At 50.6% G+C, this 20,680-nt stretch carries 13 protein-coding genes, 1 tRNA gene and 2 pseudogenes; 13 read left to right on the top strand and 3 right to left on the bottom strand.

Going from position 1 to position 20,680, the window contains the following annotated elements; all coding sequences use genetic code 11:
- Positions 1–351 precede the first annotated feature (351 nt).
- A complete protein-coding gene (locus tag SB13_RS01855; protein WP_026738717.1) occupies positions 352–891 on the bottom strand; it encodes a fimbrial protein in 540 nt (179 codons plus the stop codon).
- 18 nt (positions 892–909) lie between these two features.
- The gene (locus SB13_RS18090; RefSeq protein WP_268748121.1) at positions 910–1,041 is read right to left on the bottom strand and encodes a hypothetical protein; all 132 of its coding nucleotides are present in this window, start codon (positions 1,039–1,041) and stop codon (positions 910–912) included.
- A gap of 505 nt (positions 1,042–1,546) precedes the next feature.
- On the opposite strand from SB13_RS18090, the gene SB13_RS01850 reads away from it, so the two are divergent.
- From SB13_RS01850 to ansP, 6 genes are all read left to right on the top strand, one after another.
- Positions 1,547–2,269, top strand: coding sequence for a winged helix-turn-helix domain-containing protein (locus tag SB13_RS01850; protein WP_026738716.1), 723 nt, complete (start codon positions 1,547–1,549; stop codon positions 2,267–2,269).
- Between the two features lie 310 nt (positions 2,270–2,579).
- Positions 2,580–2,720, top strand: coding sequence for a hypothetical protein (locus tag SB13_RS17845; protein WP_160168629.1), 141 nt, complete (start codon positions 2,580–2,582; stop codon positions 2,718–2,720).
- 265 nt (positions 2,721–2,985) lie between these two features.
- Positions 2,986–4,074, top strand: coding sequence for an A/G-specific adenine glycosylase (gene mutY / locus SB13_RS01840; RefSeq protein WP_026738714.1), 1,089 nt, complete (start codon positions 2,986–2,988; stop codon positions 4,072–4,074).
- 2 nt (positions 4,075–4,076) lie between these two features.
- Positions 4,077–4,349, top strand: coding sequence for an oxidative damage protection protein (locus SB13_RS01835; protein ID WP_026738713.1), 273 nt, complete (start codon positions 4,077–4,079; stop codon positions 4,347–4,349).
- 55 nt (positions 4,350–4,404) lie between these two features.
- On the top strand, positions 4,405–5,478 hold the full coding sequence (gene mltC / locus SB13_RS01830) for a membrane-bound lytic murein transglycosylase MltC (RefSeq protein WP_026738712.1): 1,074 nt from the start codon (positions 4,405–4,407) through the stop codon (positions 5,476–5,478).
- Between the two features lie 479 nt (positions 5,479–5,957).
- Positions 5,958–7,433, top strand: coding sequence for an L-asparagine permease (gene ansP, locus SB13_RS01825; RefSeq protein ID WP_026738711.1), 1,476 nt, complete (start codon positions 5,958–5,960; stop codon positions 7,431–7,433).
- A 49-nt stretch (positions 7,434–7,482) separates the two neighbouring features.
- Here the strand turns inward: ansP and SB13_RS01820 are convergent, their stop codons facing one another.
- Complete coding sequence (locus SB13_RS01820) at positions 7,483–9,636, bottom strand: ornithine decarboxylase (protein ID WP_026738710.1); 2,154 nt, start codon at positions 9,634–9,636, stop codon at positions 7,483–7,485.
- 607 nt (positions 9,637–10,243) lie between these two features.
- Between SB13_RS01820 and SB13_RS01815 the strand changes: the two genes are divergently transcribed.
- The 7 genes and pseudogenes from SB13_RS01815 (at position 10,244) to SB13_RS01790 (ending at position 20,650) form a co-directional block, all read left to right on the top strand.
- Positions 10,244–10,319, top strand: a tRNA-Phe gene (locus SB13_RS01815).
- 615 nt (positions 10,320–10,934) lie between these two features.
- Positions 10,935–11,159: pseudogene (locus tag SB13_RS01810) on the top strand (Arm DNA-binding domain-containing protein); the annotation flags it as partial.
- Positions 11,152–11,250, top strand: a pseudogene (locus SB13_RS17965) (MobC family replication-relaxation protein); the annotation flags it as partial. The pseudogenes SB13_RS01810 and SB13_RS17965, both read left to right, overlap by 8 nt.
- Before the next feature lie 69 nt (positions 11,251–11,319).
- Positions 11,320–11,538 carry a type II toxin-antitoxin system antitoxin CcdA gene (ccdA, locus tag SB13_RS01805; protein ID WP_026738709.1) on the top strand — a complete coding sequence of 73 codons (219 nt, stop codon included), beginning with the start codon at positions 11,320–11,322 and terminating at the stop codon, positions 11,536–11,538.
- Between the two features lie 2 nt (positions 11,539–11,540).
- Complete coding sequence (ccdB, locus tag SB13_RS01800) at positions 11,541–11,846, top strand: type II toxin-antitoxin system toxin CcdB (protein WP_026738708.1); 306 nt, start codon at positions 11,541–11,543, stop codon at positions 11,844–11,846.
- Between the two features lie 638 nt (positions 11,847–12,484).
- A complete protein-coding gene (locus SB13_RS01795) occupies positions 12,485–14,047 on the top strand; it encodes a class I adenylate-forming enzyme family protein (protein ID WP_026738707.1) in 1,563 nt (520 codons plus the stop codon).
- Positions 14,048–14,269: 222 nt separating this feature from the next.
- A complete protein-coding gene (locus tag SB13_RS01790) occupies positions 14,270–20,650 on the top strand; it encodes a type I polyketide synthase (protein WP_051616288.1) in 6,381 nt (2,126 codons plus the stop codon).
- Positions 20,651–20,680: the final 30 nt, after the last annotated feature.

Below are 20,680 nucleotides of genomic sequence, written 5' to 3'. Positions count from 1 at the left end.
TTTCACACCCGTTTTACCGGAAAACATTTCAGCCACCCTAACTCGCCACGCTGCTTTGCACCGGTAAGAATATTTATTCAGACACTCACGCATTGTTTATTCTTCCATACCGCAGAAACAAGAGAGACAAACATATAATATTGAGCACCACGACAATAGTCACAGCACAGAGTGGATCAACAAGGCCAGTTTAATTCCACTCTATTTGGGTTATTCCTGCGTCTGCGCTCGGTATCGCGCTCACTTAAACAGTGATATTCCGCTTGTAGAAAACATCATTTTTCTGACAATCCTGTTTATTGCTCACTTTGTATGAAAAATTTAAAAGGGCCTCCTTTCCCATAAAATCTTTTACTCGTAGGAAATAACGAAGTTGGCGGTACTTTCAAAATTACCAGTAGTCACGTCCGTCGCAGACGGTAATTTCTGTACGTAGGAAGTAAAGGACAACGTATTATCGCCGTTAGCCAGGTTATAACCGCTCACGGCGGCAGTGGAACCATCAAACGTGATTTTTTCACCAGAGTACTGAATAGCAATACCTGCGCCGGTAGCGCCACCATTCAGCGCCAGCAGTTTATTATCAGAACCAGTTGCCGTCCCTCCCGAGAATACGACTTTAGCGGTCGTTGACGTTTCGATGGAACAATCTCTCAAGGTGATATCAAAAGGTTTGATCACCGAGGTTCCGCCATTATTCAGTACGGTCTTGCTAATTTCACCGAACTCAATCGTCTGAGCCAAATCATCCTGAGACACTGAGCATGGCGTATCAATGATTTTCCCTTTAAAACTCACACTGCCATTGTGGCTATCCGCTGCTTGGACATGGGCTACAGAGAGCGAGGAAACAGCGAACATCGTCGCCAACGCGATATTGGATAATTTCATTTTCATTCCCGATTTAATTCAACAGAGGAAAACGTGCTTGTTGGCGATAGCCAAAAGCACGCCCTGACCGGTCAATGCATTGATGTCAGGATCTTCCACCGACCGGGTCAGCGACAGCGCATTCATCATCACCTTCTCGCCTTTTGCCACGCCAATCCATCATGTGAAGATCCCGTGAAACCGTCATGCTTTGAACGTGCGGCCATCTAACCACAGCCGAAAACAGAGGACAATTATATTGATTTATATATATTTATTTAGATTTTATTCTTGTGATTTATCGATTAATAGATTTTTATTCTGATTAGCCATCAAATTTACGTTTCTTCCGGTGGGAATACTTTCATCGCCGGGGCCTCAGAGAATAAATCGCTCGCGGGAGTAGAAAAGAGTGGAGACAAATCCACATAGATTTACATTTATATATATTTACCCCACACTAGTATAGGAGGTTACTTATTTATTTTTATCTTTTTCATGTGCTATAAACGCTGCCTCGAGAAAGCACAGACTTTTACCGCCAGAGGTTATAGACATTGCCGTAGATAAAAATACGCTTTGACAATAAACAGGTAAATTTTTAGACTGATTTTTTTGTTTTTTACCTCACCATATCAATTTTTTTATAATTCATGTCTCCATAGAGCACCTATAAATGGTTTATTTAATTAATAAGTCGGTTGTCTTTACAGAGAAAGACAATTCTTTAGCATGGGTTAATCGCTCAGAAGAGGCCGTATCCCTGAGCTTACCCGTAGCAAAGCTTTTAAAAACGCTGCTTATTAATCCAGGAGTGACACTAAGTAAAGAGTATCTGCTAACAGAGGTTCTGGAGAAAAACGCTCTGGCGCCCTCAATGAACAACTTGAACAACTATATTTCTTTATTGAGAAAAGCTCTGCGTGAATATGATCTGGCCGAGTTACTGATGACAGTACCTAAAGTCGGCATTATGTTTAATACGCAGGACATAGAAGTGGCCGGCAGCGACGCGCAGCAGAGTTTGTTCGAGGAGGCACCCTCTCAAAATGTTGGCTTTAAGGAATTAAAATACAAAAAGCCACTTTTTTTTGTGATAGGCGGAACTGCGCTTATCTTGCTTTTCTTTTTTATGTTTGTCTCATCGACCGACTTCCCTTATCGAGAAATCTTTAGGGATACCAAGATAATGAACTGCCAGTTTTTTTATCTGGACGATGACTCTATCAGCGATGGTTTTCCGGAAAAGTACCATTATCTCTGTAAAAATAATGTCAACCTTTACTATTTCTCCAGAAAAATAGTCATACCTAAAATTGCGACCAGAGAAGAAATCATTGTTATTTCCTGTAAAAAAGAAGGGAAAAGGTGTTCAACGCATGTCTTCATCAATAATTAAAAACCAATTTATTATCACTGTGGTGACTATCTTGATCGTGGTAATAACCTTGTCATCGCTCTACTACTATTACCATATTTACAAAAAGCCTCTCATGTGTCGGGGAGAAATAAGCACAACAATCAAAAATGGGGAAGATTCCATTGTGAGAAGCTATGTTGTCAATTTCTATTTAGGGGCAAGAGGTAAAGGGTCCATGGCCCTTCACGGCATTTATATCGATGTTAACAAACCCGCGAATGTTTTAGAGCGTACGTTCACGTTCGATTACAGCTGGAATGGCAATTACCTCATTATGAGAAACACCGCCATGTTTAAGAATTTAGTCGATACCGCGCCTGACAATGCGACGCCTTATAGCAAGAATGAGGTCATCCGTTTTGAAATGCTGACGGATAAGGTTTATCTGGTCAGCGCCTTCCGCCCGACGTTCGCCTGCAACGTGCGCTAATGGTGCCAACCTGTGGTCGATGACCTATCGGCGCGGATCGTCAACCAAGGCCGCTCAGCGCATGCCGACAAAGGAAGGCCAGGCGCTTTTATGCGGCAATGAATGCCCCGATCGCGCCCTCATCACACCTGCCGATGAAATGGTCGCGGCATAAGCCATGCTGCATGCGCTAAGGGATACGTTCAGGAAACTTCGGGTTTACAGCACATTCACACTGTGCTGGAATCGCTTTCAATTTTCACCTGCCGGATAGCGATCCCTTCTTATGATACAAGCGCAACAGTTCGCGCAACAGGTGCTGGAGTGGTATGACCGTTTCGGGCGGAAAACGCTGCCCTGGCAACTCGATAAAACGGCCTATCAGGTCTGGCTCTCTGAGGTCATGCTGCAACAAACCCAGGTCGCCACCGTCATTCCATACTTTCAGCGCTTTATCGCCCGCTTCCCCAACGTGAACGCGCTGGCCGCCGCGCCGTTGGATGAGGTTCTGCATCTCTGGACCGGGCTGGGTTACTACGCTCGCGCACGGAACCTGCACAAAGCGGCGCAGATGATTGCCGAACAACACGGCGGCGAATTCCCCACGACGTTCGACGATATCGTGGCGCTACCGGGCATTGGTCGTTCCACAGCAGGCGCTATCCTTTCTCTGGCTCAGGGACAGCACTACCCCATTCTGGATGGCAACGTGAAGCGCGTGCTCGCCCGCTGCTGCGCCGTCGCGGGCTGGCCGGGGAAAAAAGAGGTGGAGAATCGTCTGTGGAATATCAGCGAAACCGTCACGCCGTCGCAGGGTGTGGGCGCATTTAACCAGGCAATGATGGATTTGGGCGCGATGATCTGCACACGCAGCCGACCCAAATGTGAACTTTGTCCGCTTAACACGCAATGTATCGCCTACGCTAACCACAGCTGGGCGGATTATCCGGGCAAGAAACCCAAGCAGACGATACCGGAGAAAAGCGCCTGGTTTGTCATGATCCGGCAACAGCAGCGCGTATGGCTGGAACAGCGCCCAGCCGTCGGACTGTGGGGCGGATTATTCTGTTTTCCCCAATTCGCGACCCAAGAGGAAGCGCATAATTGGCTTCAGCAGCGGGGAATGTCGCTGACCGGGCTGCAGCAGGGCATCGCGTTCCGACATACCTTCAGCCACTTTCATCTGGATATCGTCCCTCTGTTGCGGGATGTTTCCAGCCAGAGCGCCTGCATGGATGAAGGCATCGGTCTCTGGTATAACTTAGCGCAGCCGCCATCTGTAGGGCTTGCAGCCCCGGTAGAACGCCTGCTGCAACAGCTGGCTCAGTCGCAGTCCGTCTTCGTCGATGTCTGCGCGCCAAATAATGAGGAATAAGCATGAGCAGAACGATTTTTTGTACATTTTTACAACGTGAGGCCGAAGGTCAGGATTTTCAGCTGTATCCGGGCGAGCTGGGAAAACGCATTTATAACGAAATATCCAAGGATGCCTGGGGCCAGTGGCAAACCAAGCAGACGATGCTGATCAACGAGAAAAAGCTCAGCATGATGAATGTGGAAGACCGCAAGCTGCTGGAAGAAGAGATGCAAAAGTTTCTTTTTGAAGGCAAGGACGTGCAAATCGACGGCTATACGCCGGAAGATCAGTAATCGCGCAGGGGCCTGCCGGCCCTGATAACTCACGCTCCCGACACGGCCTGATATGATGAAGAAACTGCTAGCTTTGCTGTGCATCGCTCCGCTGCTGATCTCTTGTTCCAGCAACAAAGGCAGCGAAGATGCGGAAGCCTATGTCAAAGACACCAACGCCTTTGATATTTTGATGGGGCAATTCGCCAATAACATCGAAAACATCTGGGGCATCAACGAAGTGTTGATCGCCGGCCCCAAGGATTACGTTAAGTATTCCGACCAATATCTGACCCGTAGCCACGTCAACTTCGATGCCGGTACGATCACCATTGAAACCATCAACCCGACCAACTACGAAACCAGCCTCCGTCAGGCTATCGTCACCACCCTGCTGATGGGCGATGACGCCAGTAACGCCGACCTGTATTCCGACGCCAACGATATTCAGATCAGCCGTGAGCCGCTGCTGTATGGTCAGGTGCTGGATAACACCGGCGAGCCTATTCGCTGGGAAGGCCGCGCCGGCAGCTTTGCGGACTATCTGATCCAGAACAAGCTGCAACGCCGCACATCCGGCGTGCACGTGATCTGGACGGTGACCATTCAACTGGTGCCGAACCATCTGGACAAACGTGCCCACAAATATCTGCCGCTGGTCCGTAAAGCCGCAGATCGCTATGGCATCGAGCCTTCCCTGATCCTGGCAATCATGCAGACCGAGTCGAGCTTCAACCCCTACGCGGTGAGTCATTCCGATGCATTGGGCCTGATGCAGGTCGTTCAGCACAGCGCAGGCCGCGACGTCTTCAAGATGAAGGGGAAATGGGGACAGCCAAGCCGCAGCTACCTGTTCGATCCTGAAAACAATATCGATACCGGGACGGCTTATCTCGCCATGCTGAAAAATGTGTATCTGGCGGGCATCCAGAATCCGACCTCTCAGCGCTATGCCGTCATCACCGCCTATAATGGCGGCGCGGGCAGCGTACTGCGCGTGTTCTCCAGCGACAAAGACGCCGCGGTGAGCACGATTAACGACATGTCTCCCAACGATGTCTATCAGACGCTAACGACGCGGCACCCTTCTCAGGAGTCCCGTCGTTATCTGTATAAGGTGAACTCGGCGCAGAGAAACTACCGTCGCTGATGACGCGTTCCGAACCTCCGGCCCCGCCGGAGGTTCGTCTGCGGCAGCTTGGCTTTAATATACGGTTTTGAAGGGACGGGCCACGGTATGCCGCTTTCGTTGCGGTGGGGATGCGACAGATGNCTCTATTTCCTGACGAATTTGCCGCCAGTACCATTGGCACCCTGGCTTAATAAGCAAATGCTATGCCCAAGCCATTGAATAGCAATAATCACTACGAAAAACCGAAAAACGTTCTATATATCGCTATATTTTTATAATCATGCGTGATTATTATCTCTATTTTATGTATTACTCACGCAGACAATTTTTGCCTAGGATGCCAAGAAAAGGTAGCATCGCAAACGTTTTTCAATTCCTGCCCCTGCATACCGCTAGGGACTGGCAGCATATGCAAAGGCCGAACTTTAACGGTTAACTTATTAAATAATATGTCATTTCTTTCTTATGAATGATAAGACAAGGGATCTGGACGGGTAATGAATCAGCATAAAAGCAAAGACTCTGAACGCCATGCGGCCAAGCGACGCTGGCTCGATTCACATGAAGTGGGATACCACAAAACCATGGGTAACAGACAGGTACAGATGATCGCCATCGGCGGCTCCATCGGTACCGGCCTGTTTTTGGGTGCGGGCGCGCGTTTACAGATGGCCGGCCCCTCTTTGGCTCTCGTATATCTCGCTTGCGGTATTTTCTCCTTTTTCATTCTGCGTGCGCTGGGCGAGTTGGTGCTGCACCGCCCCACCAGCGGCAGCTTCGTCTCCTATGCCCGAGAGTTTCTCGGAGAGAAAGCCTCGTACGTCGCGGGTTGGATGTATTTCCTCAACTGGGCGATGACCGGTATCGTCGACATTACCGCCGTCGCGCTCTACATGCATTATTGGGGTACATTTGCCGACGTCCCGCAGTGGGTCTTCGCCCTGAGCGCGCTGGCGCTTATCACCACCATGAACATGATCGGGGTGAAATGGTTTGCCGAAGCGGAGTTCTGGTTCGCGCTCGTCAAAGTCATCGCGATTTCGCTGTTCCTGATCGTGGGGACCATTTATCTCGGCACCGGACTTGAACTCGACGGTAATCGCACCGGCCTCCATCTCATTACGGATAACGGCGGGCTATTCCCACACGGAATGCTGCCGGCGCTGGTATTGATACAGGGCGTGATATTCGCCTTTGCGGGCGTGGAGCTGATCGGCACCGCCGCTGGTGAGTGTAAAGATCCTGAGAAAATGCTGCCGAAGGCTATCAACAGCGTGATCTGGCGCGTAGGTCTGTTCTATGTCGGTTCGGTGATTCTGCTGGTGTGCCTGCTGCCGTGGAACGCCTATCAGGCGGGGCAGAGCCCGTTTGTGACGTTCTTCAGCAAGTTGGGCGTCCCTTACATCGGTACGATCATGAATATCGTGGTGTTGTCGGCGGCGCTGTCCAGCCTCAACTCTGGGCTTTATTCCACCGGACGTATTCTTCGTTCGCTGTCGCTCGGCGGCTCCGCGCCGAAGTTCATGTCCAAAATGAGCGCGCAGTCCGTGCCTTACGCCGGTATTTTGGTCACCGTGTGCATTCATGCCATCGGCGTGTTCCTGAACTACATCGTTCCGTCGCAGGTGTTTGAGATTGTATTGAACATCGCTTCGCTCGGCATCATCAGCTCTTGGGGCTTTATCATTGTCTGTCAGATGAAGCTGCGTCAGGCGATTAAAGCCGGGAAAGCCAAACCGATCAGTTTCAAGATGCCCGGCGCGCCGGTGACCTCCTGGCTAACACTGGGTTTCCTGCTGTCTGTACTGGTACTGATGGCGTTCGATTACCCTAACGGCACCTACACCATCTCCACGCTGCCGCTGCTTGCCATTATGCTGACGATGGGCTGGTATAGCCTGCGTCGCCAAAAGCAGGATGCGAATCTGGTTAAACAGAAGCACGAGCAGCAGGAAGCATCGGATCAGCAGTAACGCTTTTTGACTCCTATCACCGGGGCTTTCGCCCCGGTATATCCGATTCCTAGTTCGACACCACATGGGCGTATAGCCGTTTACGCCCATCCTCTTCCACAACGAGGTATACACCCTGCAGCTCCAGCTCAAAGCCCGGCATCAGATTAAAACCGGCCTCCAGCGCCAGGAAGTAATGTAGTACCGCTCCGCCCCACACTTCTCCCGGCACCACGCACAGCACGCCCGGCGGATAAGGCAATGCCCCCTCAGCCGCAATACGCCCTTCGGCCTCGTCCAGCGCAATCAGTTCGATATCTCCCCGGATAAAACAGCTGTTCGCGTCTTGCGGCAACATGACCGCCGCAGGGAACTCCGCCTGGCGGAACATCGCTTTCTGAAGACTCTTAACGTCATGACGCGCATAGAAATCATGCATTTCCTGACACAGCTGACGCAACGTATAGCCTTCATAGCGCTGACGATACTTCTGGTACAAGCTTGGCAGAACGTCGCTCAACGGAGCGTCTTGCTCAATCAACTGCTCGAAGCGCACCAGCGCCTGCACGAGATGCTGCATCTTGCGGCTATCTTCCGCCGGGGTCAGCAGGAACAGTATCGTATTCAGATCGCATTTTTCCGGGATGATGCCGTTTTCGCGCAGATAGTTGGCCAGAATGGTGGCCGGTATGCCGAACGGCGTGTACTCACCGGATGCCGCATCAATACCCGGTGTCGTCAGCAGCAGCTTACAAGGGTCGACAAAATACTGATCGTGCGCGTATCCCTCAAAGGCATGCCAGCGCTCTCCCGGTTCAAAGAGGAAGAAGCGGACGTCCTGCGCCATCGCCTCTGTGTCGTGATCGTGCCAGGGAATGCCGCTCNCCGACGTCGGGACAAAAGGCGCGATCATGGAACATTGTTCAAGCAGCTGTTTGCGGGTTTCAATGCCCAGCTTCACGCACTCCTGCCACAGGCGGCGACCGCTCGTGCCTTCATGCATCTTGGCGTTGACTTCCAGCCCAGCGAAGAGTGGATAGAACGGACTCGTCGAGGCATGCAGCATAAAGGCATTGTTGAGCCGCTTATGGTTGCAGAAACGCTTCTGCCCCTTGATGTGGGTGTCTTTCTTGTGGATCTGTGACGATAGGGAGAACCCGGCCTGCTGTTTATGCACCGACTGCGTCACAAATATCCCCGGATCGTTTCCATCGAGTTCGAGCAAAAGCGGCGAGCATGGCTCCATCATCGGAATAAACTGTTCGTAACCGACCCAGGCGGAATCAAACAAAATGTAGTCACATAGATGACCGATGCTGTCGACCACCTGACGCGCGTTATAGATGGTGCCGTCATAGGTGCCAAGCTGGATTACCGCCAGACGGAATGGCCTTGCTACCTCGGCGCGCTCAGGGGCAACCGCCCTGACCTGCTCACGCAGGTAAGCCTCGTCAAAGCAGTGTGCGTCTATGCCGCCAATCAGGCCAAACGGGTTTCGCGCCGTTTCGAGATACACCGGCGTCGCGCCCGCCTGAATGAGCGCCCCGTGATGAATGGACTTGTGATTGTTACGGTCGAACAGTACCAGATCGCCCCGCGTCAGCAGTGCATTGGTGACGACTTTGTTCGCCGCGGAGGTGCCGTTCAGCACAAAGTAAGTTTTGTCCGCATGAAAGACTTTGGCTGCGAATTTCTGGGCCTTTTTCGCGGCGCCTTCGTGGATCAGCAGGTCGCCCAGCTTCACATCCGAATTGCAGATATCCGATCGAAAGAGGGTCTCGCCATAAAACTCATAAAACTGACGCCCGGCGGGATGCTTACGGAAGAATTGCCCCCCCTGATGCCCCGGGCAAGCAAAGGTCGTCGTGCCCATTTCGACATATCGGGTCAACGTGTCGAAAAACGGCGGCAACAGCGCATCTTCATACGCACGGGCCGCTTCCTCCAGCAGAACGGCATGCTCGCCCGCCTCGTCCAAGTTCAGCCACTCACTGCCTGGAGGCAACATTTCGATGCTGCCCTCTTCCGGCATGCGCAGCACAAAGGCCGGGATAGAAAATCCCGTGTGATGTAACACTGACAAAATACCGCTGTGAGCTTCCTCCGCGGATACCACTACCGCAGCGATATCCGTAAAGTCGGTCTGACTCAGGGCCACTACCGGTCGTTCGGTGATTAAACGGACGGCAACCGCTGAATTAGCCGCAATTTTTAACTGTTTCATGTAACAAATCCAAACGCTCTAAAGATGAGTAAATGTGCCAGAAAGACACAACGCAGGGATGACGCGCCCAACCGTTACCGGTCGTGTTCCGCCAGCCAATACCATCAAGTGTATGACTCATGAGGAAAACTGCCGGAACAAAGGGGATATGGACCCGTTCAATCCGATAGACATCAGTAAAATCAGAGCGATAACTCTATTTTTAATCATGTCTAACAGTGAACGTCGACACGCTTCACCGCATGGTGAAGGGAGATAAACTGGGGAAAGAGAATGCTACAGCAGTGTGACCGGAGTCCCGGGACGTCATCAAAGTCGTGGCGCGCAGCGTCTGCACCAGAAGCATTGAGTCCGACATATCAACGACCCTCGATAATCGCAGATGAAAGGAAATTCAAAAACTGCGCAATAATCGCACTATTTTTTATCCAATTCAAGAAAGCCCCAGGCGCATAAACCGGAAAAATCGAAAATCGCCCTCCCCCTATCTGGCTAGCAGCGCTTCTACATGGGAGATCACGACATTGTTTGAAAATAGAGCAAGCAGGCGGCGTAAGGCAGAAACCCGTTGACGGCTCCGGTGATATACGGTTTAATGCGCCCCGTTGCCCGGATAGCTCAGTCGGTAGAGCAGGGGATTGAAAATCCCCGTGTCCTTGGTTCGATTCCGAGTCCGGGCACCACTTATTAAAGAAACCAGCCTGATGGCTGGTTTTTTGCTATCTGGAGTATGGACTCTCCATCGAACTCCGTTCGATTATTCGCCGCAAGCGGCTCACCCCTTCGGGGCCAGCGCGTCACCGCGCTGTTCAACGCCTACGGCGTAGTCCGAGTCCGGGCACCACTTATTAAAGAAACCAGCCTGATGGCTGGTTTTTTGCTATCTGGAGTATGGACTCTACATCGAACTCCGTTCGATTATTCGCCGCAAGCGGCTCACCCCTCCGGGGCCAGCGCGTCAACGCGCTGTTCAACGCCTCCGGCGTAGTCCGAGTCCGGGCACCACTTATTAAAGAAACCAGCCTGATGGCTGTTTTTTGCTAACTGGAGTATGGACTCTCCATCGAACTACGTTCGATTATTCGCCGCAAGCGGCTCACCCCTTCGGGGCCAGCGCGTCGACGCGCTGTTCAACGCCTGCGGCGTAGTCCGAGCACTACCTTTCCTTTTTTATGTCTACTTATCAGTGACTATATTTTTAAAATTCAATAAGTTGGGTTAAATTTCTTTCTGATACGTTTTGCTTTATCCCTTCGTCTCCGGAAAATTTGGGGTCAGATTGCGGGTCATTCAGTTCGATGAACGAAGGAGATCCCCACGTGGCCTTGAATGACAGCAAAATCCGTGCAGCCAAATCTCTCGCAAAATCCTACAAACTTACCGACTCGCAAGGCCTGTACCTAACGGTATCCACCAGCGGCGCTAAGTTATGGTATTTCCGCTATCGCCTCGGCGGTAAAGACAGCCGTCTGGCCTTTGGCCCCTATCCTCAAACTACGCTGGCGGAAGCCCGCGAAAAACGTCATCGTGAATCATCAGCACATTCCGCTGGAAGCGAAGCACCGGAATGTGTTTCGGGTTTATACGGTTGAGGCGTTGAAGGAGATGGATTGAATCTTGGCTAATTGCTGAACAAGCATGCAGAGTATACACTCAAAGTATGTATAAAAGAGGAGTACCATCATGAAACACCGCATCAGCGTTACCGTAGACAAAGACAATTATCAGGTTCTGAGTGCCGCCGGAGTCAATATTTCTGGGCTGGTAAATGATGCCATTGGCAAAGAAGCCCGCCGCATCAAGGCTGAGGAGTGGAAGAAGGAAAACCGTGAAGGGATGGAAGAAGTCGCCCGATTTATCGCGCAGAACGGCTCCTTTGCGGATGAAAACAGGAACTGGTAATCATGCAATTCATTGTTTATGAATACAAAAGAACCAGTCACTACAAAATGTTAGTTGATGTGCAGAGTGATATTGTCGACACACTAAAACGACGGATGGTCATTCCGTGTATTGAAGCCCATCACCTGTCTGAGAAAGTGAATAAAATGCTGTTCCCTCTGATCCACATCAACGGTGAAAACTATCGGCTGATGACCACAGAGCTATCGAGCGTTCCCGTTGAGGTCATTGGTGAAGTGATTGCGGATCTCAGCGACTACGCGGATGAGATCAAGAATGCTATTAATCTTATGTTTTGGGGGATTTGAAAAGTATTCAGTGTTTTCGAATCACGTTTTAGATATAGATCCATCTACAGCATCGGTACGCTGAAAAATTGCTAAAAGTGAATGGTTAGGTTTACTGGGTACTTACATTTTTATTTATTCTTCTCGCATTCGTAAAAAATTGGAATCACTCACACTTCAAAGTTTAGTTTTATTAGCAAAGATAACTTTTAGTATGTCTATAGACATTATCAATATACCTATACACTTTATTTACAGTTGTCATCCCATAAGGAGAGATCACCGATAAAAATCATGGTTATTTGACTTTCGCTTTAATCGTAAATATTACACCGCCCGCCTATCTCACTTTTCATTTAAACTCAGCAAAGCATACTTGAACAATAGAACCATCGAAATAAACTCGAAATACCATCAGATAGATCAAGCATAAAAATAAATAACATCACGTATCATTAAGCATTAAATCATCGTTTAATAGATGGGACTGCTCCTTCATCACAAGATAAAAACAATCATAGAGAAAAGTAATAATCAATATGATTATTTTCCTTTTTATCATTAAAATATCCTCGTTTATAAAGTAACAAACGCTCTTGGCATCACCAATTTAAAAACTGTTTTCCTCATCGTTTTAGGATAACCATAGGACATGTATTATGGCCGTCTTTTCATACTTTAAGAAAATTGCCACTTTGCACCCCACCGGTATCGCGGTGATACTACATAACCAAAACATAACCTTGAGCGAATTGTTGGCTTTAAGTGAAAAATTAGCAGCAGGTTTACAGCGAGAAGGAATAGAAAAAGGTGATCGTGTTTCTATCCATATGGATAACACGGTTGAGCTACTCGCCATCTATTACGCTTGCTTAAAAATTGGCGCTGTTTTCGTTCCTCTTAATTTAAAACTATCGGCTAGTGAAGCAAAAAAATTAATACAACATAGTGCTTCCCGACTCTATATTGGCGATGCAGCTCGATTTTATGAAATGGGTAAAGAGATTGATTTATGCCCGACCATTGAAAAGAAATGGATTATTAACCTCAATCATAACGATGAAAATCATCACACTCGCTCTTGGGATAACGTCATTTCAAGCGCAGAACCCCGTGATACTGACGACCGACTTCCTGACGAAATTGCATCCATATTTTATACATCTGGTACGACAGGGCAGCCCAAAGGGATAGTTTATTCACAACAAACATTAGTCAACGCACTTAATTTAACCCAGGCGACAATCAATCCCACGATTAAAAACTCAGACAACCAAAGAAGCGTGATTATTAGCCTGGTCAACTTAATTAGCCCATGGAGCATACTGATTACGCTAGCGGCGATTCAAAAAGGCTATACGGTATTATTGCTTCCGGAATCCAACATCAATGAGTTGGTCGAGCTATTAAAAAAGAAAAATATCGCATGGATAGCGGGAACACCTTCGAATTATCAGGTGGTTATCAATACAGCGGAAAAACAACATTCTCCACTTAACCTCAGTGACACCGTTTGCGTTGTCGGTGGCGACGTATGTGGGACCGAACTCAGCCAACACTTTCTTGCATGCTTTAATTCTCGATTACAAAGCTCGTATGGCCAAACGGAACTCGGTGGGCCAGTGATGTATCATCACGATCTTTGCGCACTCAACGAGCCATCTATTGGCTTAGCCCTTCCCTCCGTTAAATTCAGAATCGAAAGCACCTCATCAGAGAAAGGGGAACTCTTTATTCTCACCCCGGCAAAAGTATTAGGCATTTGGAATGGGCATGATGTCGACCTATTCCCGTCCGACCGATGGATGGCAACAGGCGATATTGTTCAACAAGCATCTGATGGTCATTTGATTTTTATTGGCAGAAAAAAAGAGCAAATAAAAGTTGAAGGCTACCCTGTTTATCCGATAGAGATTGAGCAAGTGCTTATTCAACATCAAGATATTGCCGCAGCCATCGCCTTTAGTATTCCCGATACTTTTTCAGGTGAACGTATTATTGCATTGGTTCAAACAGCATCAGATAACTTCCCTAGCACAGAAAATTTATCAGAATTTTTATCTCATCATATTGCCCACTATAAACGGCCCTCAGAATATATTTTCGTTCATGACATCGCGCTAGCGACGATGGGAAAAATCAGCAGGCGTAAGTTAACAAATCAATATGAACAACTCAAAAACCAAGCCAAGAAACACATGATCGTATCAACACAAGGTTGACCAATAAACAGCCTAATCCGTTACCGCGCAATGCAAGCGCGAAAGAAAGCCAATGACATTCTCGTAAGCTTCTTTCTGCCACGCCCTATTCTACTCTGCGCGCTGCTGGATGGCTGATAATGCCGCAGCACTGATGAACAAAATACGGAAACGTCTTCAGTCCCCCTAGTCGGGTTCTAAGTCTGAATGGTGTAACGCCATAGCAACCAAGGAAGAAATGTCATGATGCACAGAGCTGACAACAGCATTACGAAGAATACCGCCCCGGCAGGAACCGGCGAAGACACTACAGAACCGCGTCTTGTGGATGCATTACGTCAAAGTCTGTTGCTTAACAAACAGTTGAAGCAGCAGAATCAGTATCTAACCCAGATTGCGCATGAACCCATTGCCATCATTTCTATGGGCTGCCGTCTTCCTGGCGGCATCCACTCTCCTGAACAGCTGTGGCAACAATTATCTGATGGAAAAGAAACCATAGGCCCCTTCCCCGTCGATCGGAACTGGGACATTGGGGCGATGTTTGCACAGACGCCAGACCTTATGGCGATCGCGAAAACCTGGCAGGGAGGATTTCTGGCTGACGCAGCCGGGTTTGACGCAAGTTTCTTTAAAATATCTGATCGTGAAGCTCTGGCGATGGATCCCCAGCAGCGAATATTACTCGAAATCAGTTGGGAAATTCTGGAGCGCGCAAGTATTGTTCCCGCGACACTAAAGAACAGCCAAACGGGCGTCTTTATCGGCACAACTCACAATGGCTATATCAGTGATATTGAACGGCGTAACCCCGCCGCCGACGGCTATCGCTTACAAGGCAGCCTAAGCAGCATTAGTTCAGGACGTATTGCATACGTCCTAGGATTAAACGGTCCTGCAGTCACAGTGGATACAGCCTGTTCCTCCTCTCTTACGGCCATTCATCAAGCCATCAGTTCCCTAAGAAACAGAGAGTGTTCACTTGCCATCGCCGGCGGTGCGACGATTATGGCTTCCCCAGATGTTTTCGCCGAATTTACGCGTCAGGGCGGACTCGCCGCAGATGGAAGGTGCAAAGCCTTCTCCGACGCAGCGGATGGAACTGGCTTTTCCGAAGGGGCAGGCCTCATTTTGCTGGAAAGGCTGTCTGATGCGGTAAAATCAAATCATACCGTTCTGGCCGTGATCCGCGGGAGCGCGATCAACCAAGATGGCGCTAGCAACGGGCTGACCGCCCCTAGCAGCTCCGCGCAGGAACAGGTCATTCGCCAAGCGCTGAATAACGCAGAGCTGACTTTTTCCGATATCGATGTCGTCGAAGCTCACGGCACAGGCACTTCGCTCGGCGATCCCATTGAAGCCCATGCGCTGCTTAATACTTACGGTAAACATCGGACCGAGGATAAACCGCTGTGGCTGGGATCGTTAAAATCCAATATTGGTCACGTGCAACTCGCCGCTGGCGTCGCCAGTGTCATAAAAATGGTCATGGCTCTTCAACATGAGCAACTCCCCAAAACGTTACATGCTGAGACACCGTCCTCCAAAATCGACTGGTCACGCGGCAACATAAAATTGCTTGATGCTGCGATAAATTGGCCTGATAGCGGACGTCCAAAACGTGCAGCCGTTTCGGCATTTGGCTTTTCCGGTACCAATGCGCATCTCATTTTGGAAGAAGCGCCTCTTATCTCTTCTTCGGAAAAAAACGCAGCGACCGAAAATACGTTCCCGGTTCCTGGCATATCACTACCGTTGTCAGCGGCGTCACCCAGTGGACTATGCGCACAGGCCAGGCAATTAAAATCGTGGATTAGTCGGGAAAACGTCTCTGACCTCAGTGCGGTAGCTTACTCGTTAGCCACCCACCGCACTCATTTTGATTACCGCGCCGTGGTCACTGCAGACAACCGCGACGGCATACTCGACGCTCTCGAGGGACTTGCCGATAACCGTTACGCTCCTGGCGTCATTCAAGGTGTCCGCTCCCGGTCGGGCAACGCCGCGTTTCTTTTTACCGGACAAGGCGCCCAATGGCCAACGATGGGGCAAGGATTGTACCGTCTGTCGCCCGTATTCGCCCAAACGCTCGACGAAGTCTGTCAGCACATCGATCCCCTGCTACCGCAACCACTGAAAACCGTCATGTTTGCAGAAAAGGACACCACAGACGCCGCGCTGCTGAACAGAACCGATTTTACCCAAGCGGCTCTTTTCGCTTTCGAGGTCGCCTTATGCCGGACGGTCATGCATCTCGGCGTGCTTCCCGATGTGATGGTCGGTCACTCCATCGGCGAGATCGCCGCCGCCCATATCGCCGGTGTCTTCAATCTGTCTGATGCCGCAACCTTTGTTGCCACCCGGGGAAAACTGATGCAATCCATTGCTGCCGACGGCGCAATGGTGGCGATTGAGGTCAGTGAAGCGGAAATCTTAACCTCACTGGAGGGATATGAAGACAGCGTCGCCGTTGCTGCGGTAAATACGCAATCCTCCGTCGTCATATCCGGCGATACAAATATTGTACTGAGCATCGCTGAACAGTGGCGCGATCGCGGTTGCCGGACTCACCGATTAAAAACCAGCCACGCGTTTCATTCGCCCCACATCGATAGCATAACTAGCGAGTTACAGCGCACACTCTCAACACTGGCGTTTCATACTCCCGCTATTCCAATCGTCTCCACGGTGACCGGCACGCTGCTTTCCAATGAACAAGCCTGCTCCGCTGAATATTGGGCAAATCAAGCCCGCAGTGCGGTACGTTTCGACGCCGCCATCCAATGGCTACAAATGCATAACACCGTCGTCTCGCTGGAAGTCGGCCCTGACGGAGTGCTCACGGCATTGGGGCGAGCCTCTACCGCCACAGACGCCCATGACTTGCCCGGCATAATATGGGTTGCCTCCTTAAGGAAGGAACGGGATGAATCGCGTCCCTTTTTCGCCGCATTAGCGCAACTGTACGCGCAGGGACAACCGTTGGACTGGACGAAATTGCTTCCCCCTGCGCCGCCCGCTGCGCTGCCCACTTATCCATTCCAGCAGCGCCGCTATTGGTTACAAGCCCCAGAAAGACGGCCGACATTCGACGGTGGACTCTTCACCGTTAACCATCCGTTCCTACACGCAGGTATCAGTCTCGCCAATCAACAAGGCTGGATTTTCACCGGACAACTGGATGCGGCGAAGCAACCGTGGTTGCTGGAACATGTCGTTGGCGATGTCGCCGCCGTTGCCGGCACCGTGACGGCTGAACTCATGTTATTCATCGGGGAACTGATCGGTTGCCAGCGCATGGACGAACTTTCTCTGCACACCATTTTACCGTTGGATAAACAAGCCCCCGCTCACATCCAATTGCGAATCGGCGAACTGGATGCAAGTGGTGGACGCCAGGCCGAAGCCTATTTCTCTATTCCCGACCCCACACAGCCCGCTGAGTTGGCGCCAGTGTGGCAACGCTATGCGACATGCCATCTCGTGCCGGATAACACGTCAACGCCTGAATGGCCGGACTTACATTCCCCGAACTGGCCACCCTCAAATGCCGAACCGGTTGATTTTAGTCCGCTATATGAACAACTTGCCGAAAAAGGCGTCGTGCTCGGTGAATCTTTCCAACAGCTGACCCACGTCTGGGAATATAACGACAATTTGTATGTCGAAGCGACGCTTCCCCCGATCCAAGGCGAACAGGGAGAGGATTTCATCCTGCATCCCACCATATTAGACGCGGGTATGCAGGCGGCATTAATCGAAAAGCTGAACGTAGAAACGGATAACAATCAGCCCCGTCTACTTTTTTTCCTGAGCGGGCTACGAACCTATGCCAAGAACGTACACCGCCTGAGAGGACACTTGGTGCGTAAACCCTCAACGTCCAGCGCTTCAGGTTATCGTGAATATTCATTACGACTCGCTGATGATACCGGGAATGCCGTAGCTGTCGTTGACTCTATGGTCTTGAAATCATCCAGTGCACAGCAGACTCACTCAGCAGTGCGTCCGACTTTTTATCGTCTGCTTTGGCGCGAAGTTGAACCGATTGCGTCTCCTACCTCAATCAAACCGCTGTGGATTGCTCCGCAGGCTACGTCGCACCAACGTTTATCAGAGATAACAGCGGAAAAAGCACCTATTACCGTCTATGCAAATATTGATCATGCATTGGAGGCCTACACTCCCGAGCCGGCGTGTGTCGCGATGTTTATCGCACCAGAAGCTGACAATGACGTTACCTTTATTGACCCTAATCCGACACACTTGGTGCTCAGCGCCCTGCAAGCATGGCTTAACGATGCACGTACGACCAATACGCCTCTCATTGTGGTGACGCAAAACGCGGTAGCGACTCGCGAAGATGAGAGTGTCCCTAATCTTGCGCAATCCCCTATTTGGGGCTTAGTCCGCACGGCACAGCTTGAATATCCTGGCCGCTTCTTCCTGCTTGATATTGATGATATTGAAAACGCATCATGGTCATTGATAAGCACGGCGATTCATGCGCTTCCCCATACACTGCAACTCGCGTTGCGCGCTGGGAGAATATTCGCACCACGGTTGGTAAAAGCGGCTGGCGACGGTGATCTTTCCGCTCATAACGACACCGACCAGCAGGAAAAGTTGTGCCGCAACCTCAAACCAGAGGGCACCGTGTTGATCACTGGCGGTACAGGCGCACTGGGCAGGACTGCCGCCAGACACTTGGTTGAGTGCCACGGGGTTCGCCATCTACTACTGGTGAGCCGACGCGGGATAGAAGCCCCAGGAGCCGATGCATTACGTGAAGAACTCGCCGAACTTGGCGCGCAAGCTACGTTCATCGCTTGCAATGTTGCCGACCCTCAGGCGGTGGAATCGTTGCTGAACGCGATACCTGAAGCGCATCCACTGACGGCGATTATCCACACGGCAGGCACCGTAGATACCTCATCGTTGGACAGCATGACGGCAGAGCAAGTCGACAGCGTTCTACAATCAAAAGCTGTTTCTGCATGGAACCTACACCAGCTCTCGCTGAATTACGATCTTTCAGCATTTGTGCTCTACTCTTCCGCCGTCAGCATTCTTCCGCAAAAGGCACAGGGTAACTACGCCGCCGCCAACGCTTTTCTGGATGCCCTCGCGCATTACCGGCGCCACCTCGGTTTGCCGGCAACGGCAATGGCTTGGGGAATGTGGGCCGAACGCTCGGAAATGGGCGAACAACTCGGCAGCGACGATATCCAACGTATTATCGACACCGGTCAAAATCCGCTTTCACGCACGCAAGGATTGGCATTCCTGGATACCGTTGTCGGCACGGAAGTCGTCGAACACGCACCGTTGCTGATACCGGCGCGCTTGAATCTGGAAGCGCTGCGCGATCAACACGCACCCTCACTCCTCACGGAAGTGCTCCCGCGTCGTTCCGCATCCCAGAGCGCCCCAGCGCCCGCACTGCAGCTCGCTGAAATGCCAGAGAAAGAAAGATTCCCTTATTTGCTTAACGTGATTATTCAATCCGCGGGAGAAGTACTGAATCATCCCGAACCGAAGTCCATAAGAAGCAACGAGGAATTCATCTCTCTTGGATTTGACTCTCTGACTTCGGTGGAAATGGGCAGCCGCCTATCACTTGCGCTTGGGGTTCGTCTCCCCGCCACCGCGATTTTTGAGCATTCAACCCCACAAGCATTGGCCCAATTCTTACTCAGCTTGGTGTTCAAGAGCATGCAGGATCCTTCAGAAGAGCCCCATCTCGAACAGCAGAAAACCAAAGGAGGTTTGTTTCAACTTCTGCGAAAAGCCGTGGAACAAGGCATGACGAATGATGGGCTGAGTGTACTGGCGGGCGCTGCGCGACTGCGTAAGCATTTCTCACATTTGGAGCATAACCAATATGCCCCCGAGGGGGTGTGGCTGGGTCGCGAAAGAGAAAAGCCGCTGCTAATCTGCCTGAACTCATTTATCCCAGCCGCCGCTAACTTAACCTACCAGCGCTTAAACTCAGCGTTGTGCGATCGATACAGTCTGTTGACCATACCTTTGCCCGGATACGATACATCCCCCCTACCGGCAACCGACTATGCCGCGGCAGCCGCGCTAGCGACGGCGGTAGAACGAGGCTCCGAAGGGCGAGAATTTACTCTGGTCGGCTTCTCTACAGGCGGGCTTGTCGCCCATGCAACAGCTCATCAGTTAGAAGCTCGAGGTCGACCGGCCAAATCCGTCGTGTTAATTGACAGCTTCCCGCCTTCGGCCATGAGTGAGGATGCGATGGGAGATGTGCTTAAAACTTGGTTCACTGCAAAAGGCGAATTCTGGACGGGCGAGGACAATGCGATGATGGCGATGTCTTGGTATCTCGAACTCTTCGGCCTTCAATGGACGCCTGCTCACTTGAAAACCCCGACATTTATGCTCCAGGCTGCGGATTACCCTGCTTCCGCACAGCCAACGCAATGGGCTAATGAATGGCCCAATCTGGTGAAAAGCGTCATTACACCGGGAAGCCACTTCGAACTGCTGACAGAATATGTCGCCCAAACAGCAGGAAATTTATCCGCACTGCTCAACGAGACCGCCCCAAAAACCAATATAAAAAAGGCGCTTTTGCGCCCCCAAAGAGACAAGAAATAACGGTGTAAAAAACTATCGAGGCCAAGTTGT

It is taken from the genome of Lonsdalea quercina subsp. quercina (genome assembly GCF_000688695.1).
GTDB classification, from domain to species: Bacteria; Pseudomonadota; Gammaproteobacteria; order Enterobacterales; family Enterobacteriaceae; genus Lonsdalea; species Lonsdalea quercina_D.
This window is presented reverse-complemented; position numbering and strand designations above follow the sequence as displayed.